The organism is Aquitalea magnusonii (assembly GCF_002217795.2).
GTDB lineage: Bacteria > Pseudomonadota > Gammaproteobacteria > Burkholderiales > Chromobacteriaceae > Aquitalea > Aquitalea magnusonii_B.
Genome location: NZ_AP018823.1, coordinates 3,294,777 through 3,316,847 on the forward strand (window position 1 = coordinate 3,294,777; position 22,071 = coordinate 3,316,847).

Here is a 22,071-nt window from a genome sequence, read left to right on the forward strand (position 1 = left end):
ATAATATTGAATATGTCAATTTTTATTACCGGCTAATGCAAGCCCGCCTACCGGACAGACAATATGCACGCACCAATTCAGGGCATGAATCGACCAGAATGGCGCAAGCCGACGCCCCTGCTCCGGTCCCGCCTGCTCTTGTGCTAGCATCAGCAACAGATCCCGACAACACCTTGTCCCAAGCAGGAAACCCACCGCATGACAACCACTTTCAAGGATATTCTGGAAACCTTGCCCGCCACCGATGGCATTGCCGCCATCGTGCTGCTGGATGCCGCCGGCGAAACCCTCACCCGTCTGGAAAACAAACCAGGCACCGCCGGTTCGGTACGGGTTTACCACGCCCTCATCAAGAAACACAGCCATATCAACCGCGCAGCAGCGCTGGAAGGCTTGCAGTTGTACGCGGAACATACTGCCGATGCGCGCCTGCATCCGGGCAAACATCCGAATATCGACCGCCTGCTGGCCATTGCCGAAGACGGCGCCCCCGGCCTGCGCGCCCGCATTGTGCTGGCAAGCGACTAAGCCGCCAGCCTGCCCGCTTGACCGACCGGCCCTGCGCCAGGTCGGTCAAGGTTTGCCTCCCCCGGCAAGCACAGGCTTCACACCGTGCTACCAGCTCTCCGGCAGCACGCCAAACAGCGATACCACCGCATACACGCCGCTGAGGAAAAAAGTGGCGACAATCAGCCACTGCACACTGCGGTGGGCATACCAGCCGCAGACAAACGGGCTGCTGACATCGCCCCGACGCCGTGCCGCATTCAACAGCAAAACCGGAATAATGCCCATCAGCACGCCACCAAATGTGCCGGCGAAGTACAGCGCATTGACGAAGCTGGCAATACCCGAATACGCCAGCAAAAAGGGCGGCAGAGCCACCACCACCAGTACCAGCAGCCGTTTTGACTTCTGGGTTTCGCTCCCCAGGCGGAAGTGATCGAAGATATTGGTGAACAGGCAACCACCCAGCCCCCAGTAGGAAGTCAGCATGGCCAGCAAGGCGAAGATGTTGGCGGTGTAATAGGCCCATTGCCCCAGCGCCCTGCCCCAGCTTAGCGTGGCCACCTGGGTCAGGTTGTCGCTGCCCACCAGGGCGATCACCGAAGCCGGAATCAGCGCGACAAAGACAAAGGTCAAGGCCATGCCGGCCATGATGAGACCGGGCAGCTTGCGCGGCGCTGTCAGATTGCCGCGTACCAATTCCGGCACCAGAAACTGGGCACCAAACACAAATACCGCCAGATTGAATACCGGCACCACATACTGCCAGTGACTGAGCCACAGATTGCTCAGCCGCGCATCCTGACTGGCGATGGACGCCAGAATCAGCGCCAGGATGATGACAATCATGCTGATGCTGATCAGCTTGTTGCCTGCGCCCAGCACCTTCAAGCCCAGATACAGCACGGCCACCGACGGCACGATGAACAAAATGCTGCCCAGCTCCTTGCTCATGCCATAGTCACCCAGCAAATCCAGCAGGATGCTGCCGCTGCCTGCCATATAGGCGGTCAGCGCCCCAAAGCTGTTGGCGGCCACCGCCAGAAACAACAGCCAGCCGCCCACCCCGCCCAGATAACGGCTGGCCAGGCCGCTGAGCTGGCGGTTGCCACGGGTACGCAGCGCCACCTCGGTCAGGTAGAGCATGGTGATGGTACACAGCACGCAGGTTAGCGCCAGACACAGCAATAGCGGGACATAGCCGGTCTTGCGTGCGGCAAAGGCCATGCCCAGCACGCCAGCCCCGATATTGGTGCCAAAAATGATGCCTATGGTTTCCAGCCTGCTGATGGGCTGGGCCAACAGGCCGGAATCTTCATGAGGCGGTACTGCAGGCGCAAGTTCGCTTGAATGCATTGGAGTACTCCGGAAATTGGACAACAAGGCTGGAGCAGCCAACCGGCGCAGCGGCACGGATGGCCATCGCTTTCACTGCGGATGCGAGTCGCGCTTGCTCGCGCTGCGCCAACAGTCCTGGCGCTTGAACAATGAAAAATCATCAGTAAAAACCCGCCCGCCAATGGCGGGATTGCCGCACAGCAGGAGTCGGCCAAGCGGCAAACGATGTGGGCTGACTTGTGCCGGTGGTGAGGTGCGACTTGGCGGCAAACTGTGGTATTGCGCTGGCTCCCGCCGTGGCTTGGCTGCGGCAACATCCCCCTGCACGGTGGCATCGGGGTAAAAAGCCTCCTCCCGTGTCTGTAGCTGGCCGTCATACAGGACGTCGTCAACGGGAGTCAGCACCTGGCGGAGCTGTTTCAGATCGGACAAGCAGGACATGCCGTTCTCCAGATGGGACTAGCGGGGATCGGCAGTGCCGGTCTTGGTTGGCGACAGACCGGAAGGAGCCAGCTTGCTCAACTGCTGCATCAGCCAGGGTGGCTGACGGTTTTCATCGGCAGCCAGATCAACCTGCCCCACCGCATGACGGACCAGACGGCCACCGAGATAGCGCAAGGGTTCGGGCGGAAAATCACGCTGCAGGCCATGTACCAGGCCGCAGCGCGACCATTCGTTGTCCAGTTGCAATGCCAAGGCGGCCAGAATCCTGCCACCGAGCATGGAAGGCCCAACCCCGTTTCCCGAATAGCCGATGGCATACAGGATATGAGGCTGGCCAGGGAGGCTGCCAAAATGCGGCAGGCCGTTACGGGTACGGTCGATGGGGCCGGTCCAGTTGCTGGTGATGTCCGCTGCCTGCACGCCAGGATAGGCACGGCGCAAATGGGCGGCCACCGTGGCGGCAATATTTGATGGCCCGTCCAGCTTGTCGGCCAGCTTAGCCCCGTACACCAGTTGTTCGCTGCCACCGCCTTTGCCAAATACGATGCAACCATCCGGCGTGGTGCGGTAGTAATGCACCAGCATGCGGCTATCAGAAATGCTCATTCCATTGCGCCAGCCAATTTCCTCCAGCAAGCCAGGCAAGGGACGCGTCATCACCACATCGCTGGACACCACCACGAATGCCTTGCGGATGTCGGCAAAGCGCGCCGCCCAGGCATTCATGGCAAGGATGACTTTGCCTGCGCTGACACTGCCCTGCGCACAACGTACCCGGGCCGGCTGGCCATTTTCCAGTGTCTGCATCGGGGATGCCTCATACACCTTAACCCCTAGCTTGCGGGCATGACGTAACAAACCACGCGCCAGGCTGGCCGGCTGAACCGTGGCCGCAACCGACTCGAACACGCCATCCAGATGCAGGCGGGAACCGCTGCACTGTGCCGCCAGCCCTGGCGTCAACCGCGCAAAGGGCGATTGGCCGAGCAGTTCCAGCTGCTTGACGGTACTGTCCCAACTGCCCAGTTGGGCGGTAGTGGTGGCAGACCACAGCCAGCCATCCAGCCGCAATTGGGCATCGATGTCGTGTTGCTGGCAAAAGGACTGCAACTCGATGATGGCCTGCGATGATAGCTGGCACAGCCGCAGGGCTTCGGCCTCACCGCACATCTTGGCCAGCGATTGATATTTGGCCCACAGACTGAGCACAAAGCCGCCATTGCGACCGCTGGCACCACTGCCGCACAGGCGTGCCTCGACAATCACCACCTCGCTATCCGGGCTGGCCTCCTTGATGCGGATGGCACTCCACAGGCCGGTGAAACCACCACCGACAATGCAGACATCGGCACGAATATCCTGCCGTAGCGGCGTGGGGGCAACAGGCTCCTCCGCCGCCAGTGTTTCGGACAGCCAGCGGCTGAAAGCACGACAACGAGATGCGGCAAAGGGCATGCGGCAATACTCCTTGTATCTGGACAGATGACTGCCGTTGCAACAGAGGCAGGAATGACAGGGTCAGCCTGCAGTACCGGGCAGCGCTGTTGGAAAGATCAGCAGGGAGCTTATTTGAATTAGCCAGACAGATTGATGGGAAAGGACTGAAACAGCCGCATGAAAGGAGTAAGGCCATGCCGGTAAAGTCTGCGCCAGGAATAAGGCAGGAGAATGCAGGGAAACCGGCGCGCAAGCGCAAGACATGAAAAAAGCCCGCAACAGCGGGCTTTTTTCGTGCAGCACAATTCCGGATCAGGGAATCAGGCTTGACCGACCACAACAACCTTGATCGGAGCAACCACGTCGTGGTGCAGGGCGATTTCGATGTCGTACTCACCGATGGCCTTGAACGGGCCGTTCGGCAGGCGAACTTCGAAACGCTTGATTTCCACGCCGAATGCGGTCACGGCTTCAGCCACGTCCACATTGGTCACGGAACCGAACAGACGGCCATCAACACCGGCTTTTTGCGCGATGGTGATAACAGCGTCAACCAGCTTTTCAGCACGAACCTTGGCATCGGCCAGGATTTCAGCTTGCTTGGCTTCCAGTTCGGCGCGACGAGCTTCGAACTCTTTCAGGTTGACTTCGGTAGCGCGCTTGGCTTTGCCTTGCGGGATCAGGAAGTTACGGGCGTAGCCGTTCTTAACCTTGACCACGTCACCCAGTTGACCCAGGTTGGCAACTTTTTCGAGCAGAATGATTTGCATCTTAAGTCCTTTCCCGGCTTAGTGTTGATCGGTGTAAGGCAGGAAAGCCAGGAAGCGAGCACGCTTGATAGCAGTGGTCAGCTGACGCTGGTAGCGAGCCTTGGTACCGGTAATGCGAGCCGGGATGATTTTGCCGTTTTCGGCGATGAAGTCTTTCAGGAGATCAACGGATTTGTAGTCGATTTCCTTGATGCCTTCTGCCGTGAAGCGGCAGAACTTCTTGCGCTTGAAGAGTTGACGAGCCATTTTGACTAACCTTTTACAAATTCAACATATTCGATATTGAGTACCAACCGCGGATTTTTCAGACTGCGCTGGGACAGAAAGCCGGTAAGCGTTACCGTGTTTCCTGCCAGTTTGCCGGCATAACGCCGGGCGTCTTCTCCAATCAGCACGGCCTGGATTTCGCAGGCCACATCCCGTTCGAACCCGCCGGCAGTCTGTCTTGACTGATGCCGGACCCACATTTGCACTACCGGAATACCGGCAGGGGTGTAACGCAGGTCTTCTTCGCGTTCGACCGTCGCGGTCAATACCAGACGGTTCTGCAAGTCCTTCACTCCTGCCTATCAGGCAGCAGCTTCGGCCTCGGCTGCCGGCTGCTGGGAATCCAGCAGGTTCTTAGCCTTTTCGTCCTTCATCATCGGGGACGCTTCGGTAATGGCGCGGTCCAGTTTGATGGTCAGGTGACGCAGAACAGCGTCGTTGAACTTGAAGGCGTGCTCGATCTCGGCCAGGGTTTCGGACTGGCACTCAACGTTCATCAGAACGTAGTGGGCTTTGTGCAGCTTCTGGATCGGGTAAGCCAGTTGACGACGGCCCCAGTCTTCCAGACGGTGGATCTTGCCTTCAGCGGCCAGAACCATGCCCTTGTAGCGCTCGATCATGGCCGGAACCTGTTCGCTCTGGTCCGGATGGACGATGAACACGATTTCGTAATGACGCATGTTAACTCCTTATGGCTATTTAGCTTTTTGCCATGCGGTTGCAAAAAGCAAGGTAGTGAAACCGCAGCATTCTACGCACTTAATCAGGCCGGGGCAAACGATATCGGGGAAAACCGCGGTTGTTTTTGCCGTGGCTGCGGCCAAAAACAACAGCTACAGGCGTTTGCTGCGCTGAATCTGGCTGATCTGCCCCTGGTGCAGGGTGATCACCGTGGTATAGGGCAGATCGATGTCGCCCAGCCAGTACAGCTCGGTATCGCCATTGCCGGAGGGGTCCTTGCGCACATAATCAGGCTTGCCGGCAATCTGCTGCAGCTCGCTGGCGGACATGTCGCGGTGCAGATGCATGAACTGTTCGAATGGCAAGGGATCGGCCTGCAGCAGCGAGGAAAGCAGCAGGCCTGCCAGTGCAGGCAGTAGGATTTTCATGACAAGGCGTCTCCTGACCGGGTGGGAAAACAGAGTATTCCACAGCCAGATGCGGACATGACTGACCGCCATGAAATTTCCGGTCAAGATGCGTTAACGCACCTTTCTCACCACATCGATCAACTCAGTCACCATGCCGGTAGCGTCGCCTTGTTGCAATGCGCGGCTGACACAACCCTTCATGTGGTTTTCCAGCAACTGCATGGCCACGGCGTCCAGTGCCGACTTGACCGCCGCCACCTGGGTCAGCACGTCCACGCAGTAACGGTCGGACTCCACCATGCCGCTGATGCCGCGCACCTGGCCCTCGATACGGGCCAGCCGCTTGAGCAGGGCCGCCTTATTGGGCTGGGTCACGCTCTTGCCACTGGATTCCGGCTGCCCATGGCAGCAGTCGTCGTTTTTGGGGGCAAGGCTCATGCAGACTCCGCGTTCTGGATTGAAAACAGGGCTGCCAGTGTAACACCGGCAGCCCTGCGCTGTTGTGCCTGGCTGCTTTATGGCCGGACATCCAGCATGGCCATCATGCCGGCATCTTCGTGCTCCAGGATATGGCAGTGGAACATGCGCAGGCCGGGCATGCTCTGCACAAAGCGCAGCCGCACAGTCTCGCCCGCCGGAATATTCACCACATCACGCCAGGCCAGGAAGGGCTCGGTTTGCCACACACCGTCATCGGTGCGGGCAATCACCTGGAACTGGGTGCCGTGGATGTGGAAGGGGTGGTCCATGTGCGCCTGACTGACGATATCCCATTCTTCGATCTGGCCGACCTTGCCGCTGAAATCCACCCGGTTCATGTCGAATTTCTTGCCGTTGATCAGGAACATCGCCGCCGGGTTGGCCATGTTCTCGCTGAAGTTAACCACCCGCTTTACCGCAGGCTCGCCCAGCGCAGTGATATCGCGCAGTTTGTCCGGCAGCGTGGCGGTGGCCTTGCTGCCTGCCTGGCGGATGGTGGCAAGGGTGAGGGTTGCGGCCTGTTCCGGGCTCATCGCCTTGCCACGGTTGTAGGGCAGTGCCTGCAGGGCGGAGGGCTGGCCTGTAGCAAAGCGTCCGGTCACGACAATTTCCGCCCGCTCGCCGGGCGACAGCAACAAGGTATCAATGTGACGCGGCGCGCCAATCAGCCCGCCATCGGTGCCCACCAGTTGTACCTCGTGCGCGGGCAAGGCCAGTTTCATGATGCGCGCGCTGCTGGCATTCCAGATGCGCCAGCGCTGCCGTTCGCCCTCCGCCAGCGCAATGACCGGCTGCCAGCCGCCATTCACCAGCACGAACTGGCCTTCGCGGCCATCATGCCGGTCGGCAGCGCTGCTATCCGCAATCTGGCCATGGGCATCCAGCTTCAGGTCGGACAGCACCAGCCACTGCTCCGGCAGATGGGCCAGCGGGTCGTGGCGGCTTTTCACCACGAATACCCCGGCCAGCCCCATATAAGCCTGCTGCGCGGTATGGCCATGTGGATGCGGGTGATACCAGTAGCTGGCTGCGCTGCCCGGCGGCAAACGGAAGCGGTAGGCCTGCTGCTGCCCCGGCAGTACCGGGTTGTGCGGATTACCATCCTGCTCGGCTGGCACCGGCATGCCATGCCAGTGAATGGTGCTGGGCTGCTGCAGCTTATTGGCAAAAGCAATGTTCACTTCGTCCCCTTCCCAGGCCACGATGGCCGGGCCGGGAATCTGGCCGTTATACGCCCAGAAGGTGGTGGCAGGCTTGCCCGGCAACAGCGGCAGGCTGACCGGCGCGGCCTGCAACTGGCCGACAAACTGGCCGCTACCCCCCTGATTGGCCAGCATGGACAGCGCAGGCAGGGGCAAGCCGCGCGGCAGGCCGAGGCTGTCGGCAGCCGGCAGGGCCACATTGCTGGCGGTGCCATGTCCCATTGCGGCATGATCCATGCCCGGCATGTCGGCCATGCCATCTGCCAGGCTCTTGCGTGCCAGCACCGGCATCAGCGCCAGCGCACTGCTCCATTGCAGGAAATGTCTTCTGTCCATGTCTTGACTCCGTCGGTGGGGGCTTCAGCGTGGCAGGCATGATCCGGCGAACGCATCACCCACCTTAAATACCCCCCAAGGGTATAAAACCAGTAGAGCAGAGTATAGCCAGTCAGGTTCCGCAAGTGATCCACGCGATGACAAAAAACTGTCCTGCATCAAAAAAACGACATGCCGTGGCATGGGCAGGCGGCTGACAAAGCCATTTGGTGCGATTGCACCGGACGCGGCAAAGCACGGCCCTCCAACTCACTACCTGATTCCGCAGCCTTGCCATCTCTCCCCCTCACACTTTCATTGCAGCAAGCGCGAGGGGGCCAATAAACAGAAACCCCATGCCATGGCATGGGGTTTCGAGGTGGGGTGTCGTGGGTTCAGCGGGCCTTTTCGGCGGCCAGCACACGCTGGCGGCGGCTTTCGGCCAACACCATGCCGGAGGACACCGACACATTGAGGCTTTCCACCGTGCCACACATCGGAATGGACACCAGCACATCGCAGTGTTCGCGCGTCAGGCGGCGCATGCCCTCACCTTCCGAGCCCATCACCCAGGCCAGCGGGCCAGCGGCATCCACATGGAACAGGTCGGTATCGGCTTCCATGGTGGTGCCGGCAATCCACACCCCGGCGTCTTTCAGGTCACGCAGGGTGCGTGCCAGATTGGTGACGGTGATGTAGGGGATGACTTCTGCGGCACCGCAGGCCACTTTGGATACGGTGGCGTTCAGCCCGGCCGAGCGGTCCTTGGGGGCAATCACCGCATGCGCGCCCATGGCGTCGGCCACGCGCAGGCAGGCACCCAGGTTATGCGGGTCGGTCACGCCGTCCAGAATCAGCAGCAGCGGTGGCTCGCTGAGGTTTTCCAGCACGTCGTCCAGATCGACATGGTTGCGGCTGGCGTCAATCATCGCCACCACGCCCTGATGGCGGGCATTGCCGCTCATGCTGTCCAGCCTGGCCTTGTCGACAATGTGCAGCTTGATGCTTTCTTCAGCGGCCTTGTCCAGCACGGCCTTGGCACGCTCATCATGGCGGCCGCCGGCCAGCCAGATTTCGATCAGGCTTTTCGGGTTCTGCCACAAGCGGGCGTTGATGGCATGAAAGCCGTGAATGAGTCGCTTGTTGCTCATGCGCTTGAAGCCTTGTAAACGGGAATGGGCGCTATTGTAACGGCAAAGCCATGGTCTTGCTGCCAAACCGCAAGCGCTGGCCGTTTACAGCCCGCCCTGCCCGTCGGCCAGCACCGCCAGCCGCGCCGAGCGGGCCAGTTGCTCGGCCAACTGCGGAAACTCCGTCGCCGGCACCGGTTTGCCAAAGTGATAGCCCTGCAGCAGGCTACAGCCTTTCAGCTCCAGGAAGTCTGCTTGGGCGGCATTTTCCACCCCTTCGGCCACCACGCTGAACTTGAGCTTCCTGGCCATGGCCAGGATGGCCTCGGCAATCGCCACGCTGTCTTCGTCATCTGGCAGACCATCGACAAAGGAGCGGTCGATTTTCAGCGTATCCAGCGGAAAACGCTTGAGGTGGGACAACGAGGAATAGCCGGTGCCAAAGTCGTCAATCGACAGCCACACCCCCAGCGCCTTGAGTTCGCCTAGCTGATGTACGGTTTCCACCGGGTTTTGCATGATCATGCTTTCGGTGATTTCCAGCTCCAGCCGGCTGGCGTCCAGCCCGGTGGTTTGCAAGGCGCGCGCCACGTTTTCCACCAGCGTGGTCTGCTCGAACTGGCGCGCCGACAGGTTGACGGCAACCCGTGGCACATGCAGCCCGGCATCGTCCCAGGCCTTGATCTGGCGGCAGGCTTCCTGCAGCACCCAGTCGCCAATCGGCTTGATCAGGCCGGTTTCTTCGGCCAGCGGAATAAAGCGCAGCGGCGGAATCAGCCCCAGTTGCGGGTGACGCCAGCGAATCAGCACTTCCACCCCGGACATGTCGCGGCTGGCGGCATTGAGTTGCGGCTGGTAGTGCAGTTCAAACTCGCCCCGCTCCAGCGCCTGGCGCATGCCGTTTTCCAGCAGCAGGCGCTCGAAGGTCTGGGTGTTCATCTCGGCGTCAAAGAACTGGTAGGTGTTCTTGCCGGCGTCCTTGGCGCGGTACATGGCGACATCGGCGTTTTTCAGCAGGCTGCGTGCATCAGTGCCGTCATTGGGGAACACGCTGATGCCGATGCTGCCGGTGACAAACACTTCGTGTTCCTCCAGCCGCAGGCCACGGCCCAGCACGGTGAGGATGTCCTCGGCCAGCGCCGCCAGTTCGGCCTGATCGGCAAATTCGGTCAGCAGCAGGGTGAATTCGTCGCCACCTTGCCGCGCCAGCAGGCCGCGCTCGCCCACCGAGTTGGACAGGCGAATGGCAATTTCGCGCAGCAGTTCATCACCGGACTGATGGCCGAAGGAGTCGTTGATCAGCTTGAAACGGTCCAGGTCGATAAACATCACCGCCAGCGGGGTCGGCTCGCCGCTCATGTCGACAATGGCCTGTTCCAGCCGGCTGATCAGGCTGCTGCGGTTGGGCAGGCGGGTGAGCGGGTCGTGATTGGCCAGAAACTGCAGGCGCTCTTCGGCCTGCTTGCGCACGGTGATGTCGGAAAAAACCGCCACATAGTTGCTGAGGAAGCCACCGTCATCGCGCACCAGTGAAATGGACAGCTCGGCCGGATACCAGTCGCCATTCTTGCGCCGGTCGCGCATTTCGCCCTGCCAATGGCCGTGCTGCGCCAGTGCTGCCAGCATTTGCTGGCTGACGGCGTCGTCATTTTCACTGAAGATGCGCGACAGCTTGCCCAGCGCCTCGGCCTCTTCATAACCGGTGATGCGGGTAAAGGCATGGTTGACGGCGATGATGCGGGTGTCGGCGTCCAGAATCAGGATGCCCTCTGCCGAGTTTTCGAACACCTTGCCCGCCAGCTTCAGATTGGTATCGGCGGCAATACGGTCGGAAATATCCACCACCACGCCAATCAGCGCCGGCTTGCCATCGTACTCCACCAGCCGGCTGTGGACTTCCAGATTCACCAGATGGCCATCGCGGCTGATGGCGCGGGTGGTGTAATGCATCACCTGGATGTTGTCGCGCAGGCGGCGTTTGATCTGCAGCCGGATGCGGCTGGCCTCGCTGGGCGGCAGCAGGCTTTCCAGCGGCATGTCCTGCATGTCCTCCGGCTGGTAGCCGACGATGTCGGCCAGCTTGGGATTGACGTACACCAGCCGTTCGTCCTGCAGAATGTAAATGCCCACCAGGGTCTGCTCCACCAGCGCCCAGTATTTCTCTTCGGCTTCCTTCTTGGCCTTCTGCTCTTCACGGGTGCGGGTGATGTCGGTGTCCACACTGCCCACCCCGGCCGGACGACCCTGGCTGTCAAACAGCGGAAACTTGCTTACCAGCATGGTGAAGGTGGCGTCGCCAACGCTGAAGCTTTCCTCAAACTGGCGCGGCTCCAGACAGTTGAGCACCACCTCATCCTGCTGCTGGATGCGCCGTGCGTCCTCCGGGGCAAAATAATCAGTCAGCGTACGCCCCACCATGGCGTATTCAGTCACCCCCAGCATGCGGCTGTAAGCGCGGTTGGCCAGCAGGAAACGCCCATCCAGCCCCTTGAGCGACATCATATTGGGGCTGTTGTTGACCAGCGACTCCACCCGCGAACGGAACTCGTTCAGCTCATCTTCCTTGCGGCGGTGAATATCGCTGAGCGTGGCCACCAGCAGGGAGGCCACAATGAAAGTCAGGCACAAGGCCGTTTCCGTCATCAGCTCGGTGCTGCCGGCATACCGATAGAGTCCGGGCAAGAAGCCCGGCAGCGAAAGCAGCAGGCACAGCAGCGAGCCGGACAGGCAGGCACCCAACAAACGGCCACGGAAAGCCGCCCAGATCATCAGCGGGAAAAACAGTACCGGACGGGGAAAGGGCAGACTGTGTGCATTGCTGACCATCGATGACCACACCGCCAGCATCACCAGCAGGATCACCAGCAGCTCCAGCAGACGGCGGCGATCCGGCAGAACCGGCATGCGCAATAAGGGCAGCCAGCAGGTCATGGCCAACATGCAGCAGGCCGCGGCCAGCGCCATCCACGGCAATACCGTGGTCAAACTGCCCTGCCAGAAACAGAACAAACCCAGCAGAGCCACCGGAGGCACGGCAAGAAAGCCGCAGACTTCCAGCAGATTCAGCAACAGCAGGGAAATGGCCGAGCCATCAGCCAGCGGCGGCTGCGCATGCACCAGGCGGGCACCCGGCAGCAGCAAGAGCAAGGACAGGCTCAGCGCCGCGGCCCATGGCCAGGACAACCACTGGCTGCCCAACAGCAAGGCCGCCAAGGGCCAGTACCACACCGCGCCGATACCACGCCACAGCAGCCAAGCGGCAAACAAGCCATGCGGCAGGAAACCGTACAGCGGGATTTCACCCAGCGCCTGCCTGGGCCACAACAACAAGCTGGCAGCAAACAGCAAAAATGCCATTGCGCCGGCAAACAGCCCCTTAGTTTTCACTCTCCCAGTCCTTTGCAGCCACGTTCTGACCATGCCCGGCGCCAGCCGGACAGTATTGATTGGTATGGGGTGCAGATCGATGGCGAGTCTCGGGCCTTGTGGCCTCTTGTAAATGGATGGCAAACACACCTTTGGCATGAATTGCCCGCTGGTATAATACCCGCAGATCCACGAATGTGAAGAAGAATGTTGGACACACTGCCCCGCATTGCGCCGGCCGGTCAAAAGACCCGCTGCCCCGCCCTGCCCGATGGCCTGGATGCTGCCGTACTGGCAGGCCTGGCCCAGGCAGGCCACACCTTGCTGGTCCTGACTGCCGATGCCCAGGCCGCACAGCGGCTGAAGGCCGAACTGCCATGGTTTGCCCCCGACATCAAGGCCGCCTTGCTGCCCGACTGGGAGACGCTGCCCTACGACCATTTCTCCCCGCACGGCGAGTTGGTGAGTGAGCGGCTGGCCACGCTCTGGCAGATCCATCGCGGCGAATGCCAGGTGGTCATCGCCCCGGTCAGCACCGCCATGACGCGGCTCGCGCCGGTCAGCTACCTGCTGGGCCGCACCTTCCTGCTGCAAGGCAAACAGCAACTGGATGTGGAACAACTGCGCGCCGACATGGTGATGGCAGGCTACAGCCACGTCACCCAGGTGATGGCACCGGGCGAGTTTTCCATTCGTGGCGGTCTGGTGGACCTGTTCCCCATGGGCAGCCCCCTGCCCTACCGCATCGACCTGTTCGACAAGGAAATCGACAGCCTGCGCACCTTCGACCCGGACAGCCAGCGCACGCTGTACCCGGTGCCGGAAATCCGCATGCTGCCGGCGCGCGAATATCCGGCGGATGAAAGCGGTGTCACCGCCTTCCGCCAGCACTACCGCGAACGCATGGAAGGCGATCCGTCCAAGAGCCGCATTTACAAGGACGTATCGGCCAATCTGTTCCCCGCCGGCATCGAGTACTACCTGCCGCTGTTCTTCGACGAAACCGCCACCCTGTTCGACTACGTGGGGGAAGCGGCGCTGGTGGTGCTGCACCGCGACGTGGCCGCTGCCGCCGACACCTTCTGGAAAGACGTGCAGAACCGCTACCACATGGCACAGGGCGACCCGGAACGCCCGGTACTACCGCCTGCCGATGTGTTCTTGCGTCAGGACGAATTCCTTGGCCGCATCAAGCCTTATTCGCGCATTGAAATCCCGGCTGCTGGCGAAGCGGATGCCACCAGCCTGGCCCTGCCCGATCTGGCGGTGGAGCGCCGCGCCGACAACCCCTTGCACAAGCTGGCGCATTATCTGCAACACAGCGGCCAGCGCGTGCTGCTGACCGCAGAAAGCCTGGGCCGGCGCGAAACCATGGTGCAGTTCCTGCAGGAACACGGCATCAAGCCGCAGCTGATCGACAACTGGCAGGAGTTTGCCACCGGCAATATGCCGCTGGCGCTAGTGGTGGCCCCGCTGTATTCCGGCTTTGCCCAGCAACAACCACCGCTGTCCATCATCACCGAGAGCGAGCTGTACCAGCACATCGCGCGCAGCCACACCCGCCGCCGCCATGTGAAGATGAGCTCGGACTCCATGCTGCGCGATCTGGCCGAGGTGAAATCCGGCGACCCGGTGGTGCACGAACAGCACGGCATCGGCCGCTATATCGGCCTGGTGTCGATGGACCTGGGCGAAGGCGAAACCGAGCTGATGCAGCTGGAGTACGCCGACAACGCCACGCTCTACGTGCCGGTCAGCCAGTTGCACCTGATTTCGCGCTATGCCGGTGGCCCGTCCGAGCAGGCCCCGCTGCACAAGCTGGGTAACCCGGCCTGGGAAAAAGCCAAGAAGAAAGCTGCCGAAAAAGCACGCGACACCGCCGCCGAGCTGCTTAACCTCTACGCCCAGCGCGCCGCGCGCGAAGGCCACAGCTTCACCCTGTCGCACCACGATTACGATGCCTTTGCCGCCGGTTTCGGCTTTGAGGAAACCATAGACCAGGCCAATGCCATCGAAGCCGTCATCCACGACATGTGCAGCGGCAAGCCGATGGACCGTCTGGTATGTGGCGACGTGGGCTTCGGCAAGACCGAAGTGGCGCTGCGCGCCGCTTTTGTCGCGGTGATGGGCGGCAAGCAGGTGGCGCTGCTGGTGCCCACCACCCTGCTGGCCGAGCAGCATTTCCAGAACTTCTCCGACCGCTTCAACGACTGGCCGGTGAAGATTGCCGAGCTGTCGCGCTTTCGCAGCGCCAAGGAAAGCAAGGCCGCGCTGGCGGGCCTGGCCGAGGGCACGGTGGACATCGTCATCGGCACCCACAAGCTGGTGCAGCCGGACGTGCAGTTCAAGAACCTGGGGCTGGTGATCATCGATGAAGAGCACCGCTTTGGCGTGCGCCAGAAGGAACAGCTCAAGCGCCTGCGCGCCAATGTGGACGTGCTCACCCTCACCGCCACGCCGATTCCGCGCACGCTGTCCATGGCGCTGGAAGGACTGCGCGACTTCTCCGTCATCGCCACTGCGCCCAACCGCCGCCTGGCAGTGAAAACCTTCATCAGCCCGGCCAGCAATGGCGTGATCCGCGAGGCCATCCTGCGCGAACTCAAGCGTGGCGGTCAGGTGTTCTTCCTGCACAACGAGGTGGACACCATCGAGAACATGCGCGAGAAACTGGCCGAACTGGTGCCGGAAGCCCGCATCGGCGTAGCCCACGGCCAGTTGCGCGAACGTGAGCTGGAACAAGTAATGCGCGACTTCCTGCAGCAGCGCTTCAATGTGCTGTTGTGCTCCACCATCATCGAAACCGGCATCGACATTCCCAATGCCAACACCATCCTGATCAACCGCGCCGACAAGTTCGGCCTGGCCCAACTGCACCAGTTGCGCGGCCGGGTGGGCCGCAGCCATCACCAGGCCTATGCCTATCTGCTGACCCCGGACGGCATGACCAAGGACGCCGGCAAGCGGCTGGAAGCCATCCAGTTGTCCGGCGAGCTGGGGGCCGGTTTCTATCTGGCGATGCACGATATGGAAATCCGTGGCGCGGGTGAGGTACTGGGTGAAGGCCAGTCGGGCGAAATGCAGGAAGTGGGCTTTTCGCTGTTTACCGAGATGCTCAAACAAGCGGTGCGCGACCTGAAAAAAGGCCGCGAGCCGGACCTGGACGCACCGCTGGGTGTCACCACCGAAATCAATCTGCACAGCCCGGCGCTGCTGCCGGATGCCTACTGCCCGGACGTGCATGAACGGCTGGTGCTGTACAAGCGCCTGGCCACCTGCGACACCGAGCAGGACATCGACGCCATTCATGAGGAGCTGATCGACCGCTTCGGCCTGCCACCGCAAACGGTGAAAACGCTGATTGAAAGCCACCGCCTGCGCCTGCTGGCCAAGCCGCTGGGCGTGGCCAAGCTGGATGCCAGCGAAGTGGCCATCCAGTTGCAGTTCATCAAGAACCCGCCGATCGACCCGATGAAAATCATCCAGCTGATCCAGAGCAAGAAGAACTACAAACTGGCCGGGCAGGACAAGCTGCGGGTGGAGTCAAAAATAGAAGAAGTGGGCCTGCGCGTGGTGCGGGTGAAGGAGCTGCTGAAGGAGCTGAGCTAGCACCTGGATCAAAACCACTGAAGTCCGGTCAACGCCGAAACAGTGTTGCGACACCGTTTCGGCGTTTGTCCATCTCAGGCTTGCCAGTCCCCCCGTTCGACAGCCGCCAGGCGGGCAAAGCAGCCGCGCGGCCTTCCGCCGCCGGTCACAGATGCGATGTCAACATGGCAAGGCTGCCGCTGCGCCAGACTGCCGGGTGTTTCCGCAAGCCGGGCGCGCCCACCACCACAGGCTAGCGCCCCAGGTATTGCGGCCTTCGCTTGTCAAAGAAGGCCTGCATGCCTTCCTTCTGGTCTTCCGAGGAAAACAACATCTGGTAGGCTTTGCGCTCCAGCATCAAGGCCGTTGCCAATGGCGCGTCGGCTCCGGCCAAAACCACTTCCTTGATCTGTTGCACTGCCAGCGGTGGCATGGCTGCAATGCTGCGTGCCAGCTCGATGGCGCGGTGCTCAACCGCCTCATCGGCGACCACTTCGCTGATCAAGCCCATCGTCAATGCTTGTTGCGCGCCAACCATGCAACCGGTCAGCAGCATCCGCATGGCCTGCGCCTTGCCAACAGCACGCAGCAGGCGTTGCGTCCCGCCGGCTCCAGGCATGATGCCTACCTTGATTTCCGGTTGCGCAAATTGTGCCGACTCCCCCGCCACGATAATGTCGGCATGCATCGCCAATTCGCAGCCGCCGCCCAGGGCATAGCCAGACACGGCAGCGATAATCGGTTTCGGGCAATCGGCCACCGCTTGCCATAGCTTGTGTACCTGGCGCTGCATCAGCGCGATGCTGCCGATATCGGCCAGTTCCTTGAGATCCGCCCCGGCAGCAAAAGCCTGTTCGTTGCCGGTCAGCACGATGACGCGTATCTCCGGGCTGTCGGACAAGTGTCTGAGCGCATCCGCCAGTGCCTGGCGTAGCGCCATATTCAGCGCATTACGTGCCTCGGGGCGGTGCAGACGCAAACGGGCAATGCCCTGCTCCGGGTAGTCCAGCAGTAATGGTTCGGTCATGGTCGCCTCCTTTATATGCGCTCAATCACCATGGCGATGCCCTGGCCGACGCCGATACACATGGTGCATAGCGCCAGCCGACCGCCGGTGGCTTCCAGTTGCCGTAGCGCGGTCAGCACCAGCCTTGCGCCGGAAGCGCCAAGCGGATGCCCCAAGGCAATGGCCCCGCCATTCGGGTTCACCTGCGCGGCATCGTCCGCCAGGCCCAATGTACGGAGCACCGCCAAACCCTGCGCGGCAAAGGCCTCGTTCAGTTCAATCACGTCCATGTCCTGAATGCGCAGGCCCAGGCGCTGGAGCAGTTTCTGGCTGGCCGGTGCCGGGCCGATGCCCATAATGCGCGGCTCCACTCCCGCGCTCGCCATGCCCAGTATTCTGGCGCGCGGGGTAAGCGCATGACGTGCCACCGCCGCCTGGCTGGCAATCAACAAGGCCACGGCACCATCATTCACACCGGAGGCATTGCCCGCCGTCACCGTGCCGTCAGCGCGCACCACACCGTTCAACCTGGCCAGCATGGCCAGGGTGGTATCCGGGCGCGGATGTTCGTCATGCTGGATGAACAGTGCTTCGCCCTTCGGGCGCGGCACCGCTACCGGCACAATTTCGTCCGTGAAAAAACCCTTGGCCAGGGCGGCGGCGTAGCGCTGCTGGCTGCGTAGCGCAAAGGCATCCTGATCGCAGCGATTCACCCGGAAATCAGTAGCGACGTTCTCGGCAGTCTCGGGCATGGAATCGACCCCGTACTGTTGCTTCATTATCGGGTTGATAAAGCGCCAGCCTATGGTTGTGTCTTCCACCTTGGCGCTGCGCGCAAACGGCTTGTCCGCCTTGCCCAACACGAAGGGCGCGCGCGACATGCTCTCCACGCCACCCGCGATGATCAAGTCGGCCTCGCCCGCCACAATGCTGCGCGCGGCCAGGCCAATGGCGTCCATGCCGGAACCGCACAGCCGGTTGATGGTCGTGCCGGGCACCGAGACGGGCAGGCCGGCCAGCAGGCCTGCCATGCGCGCAATATTGCGGTTGTCTTCTCCGGCTTGATTGGCGCAGCCATAAATCAGCTCGTCCACCAGGCTCCAGTCAAGCGCAGGGTGGCGCTCACACAGCGCACGAAGCGGGATGGCCGCCAGGTCATCTGTACGAATGGAGGACAGTGCGCCGCCATAGCGGCCAAAAGGGGTGCGAATGCCATCGCAAATATAAGCGTGGGTCATGATGTTGTCTCGAAGGCGTGGCTGGGATTAGCGGTGATGGAAAGCGGGCGGACGTCTTTCGACAAAGGCGTTCATGCCTTCTTTTTGGTCTTGCAGCGCGAAACTGGCGTGAAAGACCCGCCGCTCGAACAGCAGCCCTTCGGACAAGCTGGATTCGAAAGCCCGGCCCAGCGACTCCTTGATCATCATCAGCACCGGCAGCGAGTAGCCGGCCATCTGCTGTGCCAGTTCGAAAGCGGTGTCGAGAACGGCGTCGTCGGCCACCACACGGGATACCAGGCCGGCTTTTTCGGCTTCGGCGGCACTATAGAAATTGCCACTCAAACACCATTCCATCGCCTTGGCCTTGCCGATGGCGCGGGGCAGGCGCTGGGTGCCGCCCATGCCGGGCAAAGTCCCGATCTTGACTTCGGGCTGGCCGAACTTGGCCGAGACACCGGCCACGACGACATCACACATCATCGCCAGTTCGCAGCCGCCACCAATCGCGTAACCGCAAATCGCGGCGATCAGCGGCTTGCGCAGGGTGCGCGCACTTTCCCAGTGCCGGGTGACATAGTCGGAGAGAAACACATCATGGAAGTCCCATTCGGCCATGCGACCGATGTCGGCACCGGCGGCAAAAGCCTTTTCGTTGCCAGACAGGACAATCACACTGGTGCCTGGGTCCTGGTCTGCGGCCATCAAGGCCGCCTCCAGCTCCTGCACCAGTTCTTCATTCAGCGCATTGCGCTGGGCGGGACGGTGGATTTCGATATGCGCAACGCGTTCATGCTGCGCCGTTTTCAGGTAGGTGTACTTGCTCATGCGGAGTCTCCTCCTGCCTGGGGGGTATATGCGGCAAGCCGGGGCTATACACACCATGCAGGAACATCTGACTGACGATCTCCGCCATTGCTGCTCTATCTATCGGTCCGTCGGCACGAAACCAGGTAAAGGTCCAGTTCATCATGCCGAACAGCGTCATGGCCACCGGCTTGATCTGCACCGCCGTCAACTCCGGCCGCAAGCTGGCAATCAGCCTGGCAAACCCATCCACCACCTGGCGTTGCTTCTCGGCCACCTTGCGGTATGCCTCGTCCTCCAGGAATTTCACGTCCTGCACCAACACGATATGGTAGTGGCGCGACGTGGCATATTCTTCCATGAAACGGACGATAAGCTCGGTCAGGTGCGCTTCGGTATCCAGCCCTTGTCCGGCAACCTCATCCTCAATGGCCACCAGGCGGTCAAGGTAGGTGTCGGCAATATCAAACAAGAGATGCAACTTATCCCGATAGTAGTGATACAGCAGCGGCTTCGACATGCCACATAATTCAGCCAGTTGGGCTATCGATGCACTGGGGAAACTTTTCTGCGCAAACAACTGCGCGGCGTTCTCCAGTATGGTGCTGCGCTGTACTTCGAAATTGGGGGATTTTGTTCTTGCCATATCCGGGGGTCTGCTTGATTCGTGGTGCGTCAGACTCGGCTTATGCGAAAACGGCCTCCTTCATTCGGAGTACGACACGTCAACGTTCGTCAAAACTGACCACAACGTTTTCGGTAAGCGGATGCGCCTGACAGGTGAGTGCAAAGCCCTGCTCGACTTCTGCCGGTTCGAGGGCGAAATTCTTATCCATGCGCACTTGGCCAGCGAGGACCTTGGCACGGCAGGTGCAGCATACCCCACCTTTACACGAATAGGGTAGATCGATCCCTGCGCTGACGGCGGCATCCAGAATGCTTTGTCCTGCCGACAATCCCACCTCGCGGGCCAGGCCGTCCATGATTACCGTCACGGTGGCTTGTGCCGCTTCATCGTCCCGCGCCGTGCGCGGTGTATCGGCCCCCTGCGGTACGCAAAAGCGCTCGGTATGGATATGCGCGTGCGGCAAGCCAGCCTGCTGCAGAGCGCCGATGGCGTCATCGATCATCTCGTTGGGGCCGCACACAAAGGCGTCGGAGATGTTGGAGAGCGGCAGCAGGGTGTCGAATATCCGCTGCAGGCGCGCAGCGTCCAGCCGACCATTAAACAGTTCCAGTTCCTGCGCCTCACGCGAGAGGAAGTGATAGACGGCGAAGCGGTCCATGAAGCGGGCTTTCAATGCCGCCAGGGTGTCGGCAAACAGAATGGTGCCGCGCCGCTGGTTGCCGTACAGCAAGGTGAAGCGGCTGTCCGGTTCTACTGCCAGCGTGGTCTTGATGATGGACAACAGCGGCGTGATGCCACTGCCGGCCACGATCGCCAGGTAATGTTTTTTATTGCCTGCGGCCAGCGGTACAAAAAAACGGCCATCCGGTGGCAATACCTCGATGCGCTGCCCCGCACGCAGTTCCTTGTTGGCATAGGTGGAGAAGATTCCGTTTGCCACTTGCTTGATGGCAATACGCAGTTCGCCATCGCCAATGCCGCTGCAGATCGAATAGGAGCGGCGTACGTCAGCACCGCCGATATTGGCGCGCAAGGTGAGATGCTGGCCCTGGATAAAGCGGTAGGTGTCGGCCAGCGCGGGGGGAACTTCAAAGCGGAGCGATATCGCCTCTTCGCTCTCTTGGCGCACTTCGGCGATGCGCAGCAAATGAAAATTCGTACTCATGGTGGGGTCCTTGCTCCGTAGATTCCCTGGCGGAAGACTTAGGCTTAAATGGGTTTGAAGTACTCGAATGGTTCGCGGCAGTCCTGGCAGCGGTACAGCGCCTTGCAGGCGGTCGCGCCAAACTGGCTCAGGCGCTCGCTATGCTTGCTGCCGCAGCGCGGGCAGGCCGGGTGCAATGGCGTGAAGTGCAGAATCTGCCAGCCGTCCTCGGACGTTTCCGCCCGATGCTCCGGCGGCGCAATACCGTACTCGCGCAATTTGCGCCGCCCCTCCTCACTGATCCAGTCGGTGGTCCAGGCCGGGCTGAGCTGCGTACTCAGCCGCAGGGGGCCGGCCCCGGCAGCCGTCAGCGCATCGCGCACCGAAGCCTCAATCACTTCGGTGGCAGGACAGCCGGAGTAAGTGGGCGTGAGCGTCACCTGCAGATCTGCCCCATGGCGGCGGATATCGCGCACGATGCCTAAATCGCATAAGGACAGCACGGGTATTTCCGGGTCGGGTACCTGGTGCAGCACGGCCCAGGCTTGGGCGATGGTTAGCATCACGCCCCCCCTTTACCAGTTGCCGCCGGGATAGGCGCGCTGCAAAAACTGCATCTGCGCCAATAGCGGGCCCAGCGCCTCGCTGTGGATGCCATACTTGCCACGGCTCAGGCAGCCTGCCGCTATCGGCACTGGCAGCGTTGCTTCGGCCAGCACCGGCAGCACAATGCCTTCCCAGGCGCTGCGCAAGCTATCTGACGCTGGGACCACGCCTGCCAGCCGTGCTTCCACCTCGTCCCGGTCAAACAGCTCTGCGGTGAAGGACCACAAGTATTCCAGTGCCGCCTGCATGCGGCGGTGCGACTCCTCGGTTCCATCACCCAGTCGCACTACCCAATCGGCACCATAACGCAGGTGATAGCGGCTTTCCTTGAGGCTCTTTTCGGCGATGGCGGCCAGGCGGGCATCGGTGGAGCGCTGCAATGCCTGCCACAACACCACCTGATAGGCGGCAAACAACAGCACGCGCAGCACCGTGCGGCCAAAATCGCCGCCATCCAGCTCGGTCAGCGTCAGATTGTGGAATTCCAGCTCGTCGCGCAGGAAGGCAAGTGCATCCTCGTCACGGCCACTGCCTTCCAGCTCTCCGGCATAGCTCAATAACTGACGCGCCTGGCCGATCAGGTCGAGCGCGGTATTGGTCAGTGCGATGTCTTCTTCGATCGCTGGTGCATGGCCGCACCATTCGGACAGCCGCTGGCCCAGTACCAGTGTGGAGTCGCCCAGGCGCAGCAGATATTCGATCAGGTCTTTGTTATCAATTTCAGCCAT

At 61.2% G+C, this 22,071-nt stretch carries 21 protein-coding genes; 2 read left to right on the forward strand and 19 right to left on the reverse strand.

The genetic code is table 11. The features are described 5' to 3' along the window. Positions 1-198: 198 nt before the first annotated feature. Complete coding sequence (locus tag DLM_RS15685; RefSeq protein WP_089085562.1) at positions 199-528, forward strand: DUF2322 family protein; 330 nt, start codon at positions 199-201, stop codon at positions 526-528. A gap of 87 nt (positions 529-615) precedes the next feature. On the opposite strand, the gene DLM_RS15690 is transcribed toward DLM_RS15685, so the two are convergent. From DLM_RS15690 to DLM_RS15745, 12 genes are all read right to left on the reverse strand, one after another. Continuing rightward, complete coding sequence (locus DLM_RS15690; RefSeq protein WP_089085561.1) at positions 616-1,863, reverse strand: aromatic amino acid transport family protein; 1,248 nt, start codon at positions 1,861-1,863, stop codon at positions 616-618. 72 nt (positions 1,864-1,935) lie between these two features. Continuing rightward, entirely contained in the window at positions 1,936-2,286 is a 351-nt protein-coding gene (locus DLM_RS15695) for a hypothetical protein (RefSeq protein WP_089085560.1), read from the reverse strand. A gap of 18 nt (positions 2,287-2,304) precedes the next feature. After that, positions 2,305-3,744, reverse strand: coding sequence for an FAD-dependent oxidoreductase (locus DLM_RS15700; protein WP_089085559.1), 1,440 nt, complete (start codon positions 3,742-3,744; stop codon positions 2,305-2,307). A gap of 302 nt (positions 3,745-4,046) precedes the next feature. Continuing rightward, positions 4,047-4,496: a 50S ribosomal protein L9 gene (gene rplI, locus DLM_RS15705; protein WP_089085558.1), complete on the reverse strand. Its 450-nt coding sequence runs from the start codon at positions 4,494-4,496 to the stop codon at positions 4,047-4,049. Positions 4,497-4,514: 18 nt separating this feature from the next. Beyond that, the gene (rpsR, locus tag DLM_RS15710; RefSeq protein ID WP_011137185.1) at positions 4,515-4,742 is read right to left on the reverse strand and encodes a 30S ribosomal protein S18; all 228 of its coding nucleotides are present in this window, start codon (positions 4,740-4,742) and stop codon (positions 4,515-4,517) included. 5 nt (positions 4,743-4,747) lie between these two features. Continuing rightward, positions 4,748-5,047, reverse strand: coding sequence for a primosomal replication protein N (gene priB, locus DLM_RS15715; RefSeq protein WP_089085757.1), 300 nt, complete (start codon positions 5,045-5,047; stop codon positions 4,748-4,750). Between the two features lie 18 nt (positions 5,048-5,065). Further along, positions 5,066-5,443, reverse strand: coding sequence for a 30S ribosomal protein S6 (gene rpsF, locus DLM_RS15720; protein WP_089085557.1), 378 nt, complete (start codon positions 5,441-5,443; stop codon positions 5,066-5,068). Positions 5,444-5,596: 153 nt separating this feature from the next. Next, the gene (locus DLM_RS15725; protein WP_089085556.1) at positions 5,597-5,872 is read right to left on the reverse strand and encodes a hypothetical protein; all 276 of its coding nucleotides are present in this window, start codon (positions 5,870-5,872) and stop codon (positions 5,597-5,599) included. A 93-nt stretch (positions 5,873-5,965) separates the two neighbouring features. Beyond that, on the reverse strand, positions 5,966-6,292 hold the full coding sequence (locus DLM_RS15730; protein WP_089085555.1) for a metal-sensitive transcriptional regulator: 327 nt from the start codon (positions 6,290-6,292) through the stop codon (positions 5,966-5,968). A 77-nt stretch (positions 6,293-6,369) separates the two neighbouring features. After that, positions 6,370-7,872, reverse strand: coding sequence for a multicopper oxidase family protein (locus DLM_RS15735; protein ID WP_089085554.1), 1,503 nt, complete (start codon positions 7,870-7,872; stop codon positions 6,370-6,372). Positions 7,873-8,246: 374 nt separating this feature from the next. Further along, the gene (gene rlmB, locus DLM_RS15740; RefSeq protein ID WP_089085553.1) at positions 8,247-9,002 is read right to left on the reverse strand and encodes a 23S rRNA (guanosine(2251)-2'-O)-methyltransferase RlmB; all 756 of its coding nucleotides are present in this window, start codon (positions 9,000-9,002) and stop codon (positions 8,247-8,249) included. An 84-nt stretch (positions 9,003-9,086) separates the two neighbouring features. After that, entirely contained in the window at positions 9,087-12,368 is a 3,282-nt protein-coding gene (locus DLM_RS15745; protein ID WP_231959873.1) for an EAL and GGDEF domain-containing protein, read from the reverse strand. A gap of 186 nt (positions 12,369-12,554) precedes the next feature. Here DLM_RS15745 and mfd point away from each other — a divergent pair, with 186 nt between their 5' ends. After that, entirely contained in the window at positions 12,555-15,956 is a 3,402-nt protein-coding gene (gene mfd / locus DLM_RS15750) for a transcription-repair coupling factor (protein WP_089085552.1), read from the forward strand. 232 nt (positions 15,957-16,188) lie between these two features. On the opposite strand, the gene DLM_RS15755 is transcribed toward mfd, so the two are convergent. The 7 genes from DLM_RS15755 to paaC form a co-directional block, all read right to left on the reverse strand. Continuing rightward, positions 16,189-16,962 (reverse strand): enoyl-CoA hydratase, encoded by a 774-nt coding sequence (locus DLM_RS15755; RefSeq protein WP_089085551.1) that lies wholly within the window; start codon positions 16,960-16,962, stop codon positions 16,189-16,191. Between the two features lie 11 nt (positions 16,963-16,973). Then, complete coding sequence (gene pcaF / locus DLM_RS15760) at positions 16,974-18,179, reverse strand: 3-oxoadipyl-CoA thiolase (protein ID WP_089085550.1); 1,206 nt, start codon at positions 18,177-18,179, stop codon at positions 16,974-16,976. 27 nt (positions 18,180-18,206) lie between these two features. Next, positions 18,207-18,986, reverse strand: coding sequence for an enoyl-CoA hydratase-related protein (locus tag DLM_RS15765; RefSeq protein WP_089085549.1), 780 nt, complete (start codon positions 18,984-18,986; stop codon positions 18,207-18,209). Beyond that, positions 18,949-19,611, reverse strand: a complete 663-nt coding sequence (locus DLM_RS15770; protein ID WP_089085548.1) for a TetR/AcrR family transcriptional regulator — start codon at positions 19,609-19,611, stop codon at positions 18,949-18,951. The genes DLM_RS15765 and DLM_RS15770 overlap by 38 nt, the downstream gene beginning before the upstream one ends. 79 nt (positions 19,612-19,690) lie before the next feature. After that, positions 19,691-20,758: a 1,2-phenylacetyl-CoA epoxidase subunit PaaE gene (paaE, locus tag DLM_RS15775; RefSeq protein WP_089085547.1), complete on the reverse strand. Its 1,068-nt coding sequence runs from the start codon at positions 20,756-20,758 to the stop codon at positions 19,691-19,693. Between the two features lie 44 nt (positions 20,759-20,802). After that, entirely contained in the window at positions 20,803-21,300 is a 498-nt protein-coding gene (gene paaD / locus DLM_RS15780; RefSeq protein WP_089085546.1) for a 1,2-phenylacetyl-CoA epoxidase subunit PaaD, read from the reverse strand. A 12-nt stretch (positions 21,301-21,312) separates the two neighbouring features. Further along, positions 21,313-22,071 carry a 1,2-phenylacetyl-CoA epoxidase subunit PaaC gene (paaC, locus tag DLM_RS15785; RefSeq protein WP_089085545.1) on the reverse strand — a complete coding sequence of 253 codons (759 nt, stop codon included), beginning with the start codon at positions 22,069-22,071 and terminating at the stop codon, positions 21,313-21,315.

Coding starts and splice junctions, on each gene's coding strand:
- rpsR (WP_011137185.1), bottom strand. CDS start 4,742: ATGGCTCGTCAACTCTTCAAGCGCAAGAAGTTCTGCCGCTTCACGGCA.
- DLM_RS15735 (WP_089085554.1), bottom strand. CDS start 7,872: ATGGACAGAAGACATTTCCTGCAATGGAGCAGTGCGCTGGCGCTGATG.
- DLM_RS15700 (WP_089085559.1), bottom strand. CDS start 3,744: ATGCCCTTTGCCGCATCTCGTTGTCGTGCTTTCAGCCGCTGGCTGTCC.
- paaC (WP_089085545.1), bottom strand. CDS start 22,071: ATGGCTGAAATTGATAACAAAGACCTGATCGAATATCTGCTGCGCCTG.
- DLM_RS15755 (WP_089085551.1), bottom strand. CDS start 16,962: ATGACCGAACCATTACTGCTGGACTACCCGGAGCAGGGCATTGCCCGT.
- DLM_RS15770 (WP_089085548.1), bottom strand. CDS start 19,611: ATGGCAAGAACAAAATCCCCCAATTTCGAAGTACAGCGCAGCACCATA.
- DLM_RS15695 (WP_089085560.1), bottom strand. CDS start 2,286: ATGTCCTGCTTGTCCGATCTGAAACAGCTCCGCCAGGTGCTGACTCCC.
- pcaF (WP_089085550.1), bottom strand. CDS start 18,179: ATGACCCACGCTTATATTTGCGATGGCATTCGCACCCCTTTTGGCCGC.
- DLM_RS15725 (WP_089085556.1), bottom strand. CDS start 5,872: ATGAAAATCCTACTGCCTGCACTGGCAGGCCTGCTGCTTTCCTCGCTG.
- rpsF (WP_089085557.1), bottom strand. CDS start 5,443: ATGCGTCATTACGAAATCGTGTTCATCGTCCATCCGGACCAGAGCGAA.
- DLM_RS15685 (WP_089085562.1), top strand. CDS start 199: ATGACAACCACTTTCAAGGATATTCTGGAAACCTTGCCCGCCACCGAT.
- rplI (WP_089085558.1), bottom strand. CDS start 4,496: ATGCAAATCATTCTGCTCGAAAAAGTTGCCAACCTGGGTCAACTGGGT.
- paaD (WP_089085546.1), bottom strand. CDS start 21,300: ATGCTAACCATCGCCCAAGCCTGGGCCGTGCTGCACCAGGTACCCGAC.
- rlmB (WP_089085553.1), bottom strand. CDS start 9,002: ATGAGCAACAAGCGACTCATTCACGGCTTTCATGCCATCAACGCCCGC.
- mfd (WP_089085552.1), top strand. CDS start 12,555: ATGTTGGACACACTGCCCCGCATTGCGCCGGCCGGTCAAAAGACCCGC.
- DLM_RS15765 (WP_089085549.1), bottom strand. CDS start 18,986: ATGAGCAAGTACACCTACCTGAAAACGGCGCAGCATGAACGCGTTGCG.
- paaE (WP_089085547.1), bottom strand. CDS start 20,758: ATGAGTACGAATTTTCATTTGCTGCGCATCGCCGAAGTGCGCCAAGAG.
- DLM_RS15690 (WP_089085561.1), bottom strand. CDS start 1,863: ATGCATTCAAGCGAACTTGCGCCTGCAGTACCGCCTCATGAAGATTCC.
- DLM_RS15730 (WP_089085555.1), bottom strand. CDS start 6,292: ATGAGCCTTGCCCCCAAAAACGACGACTGCTGCCATGGGCAGCCGGAA.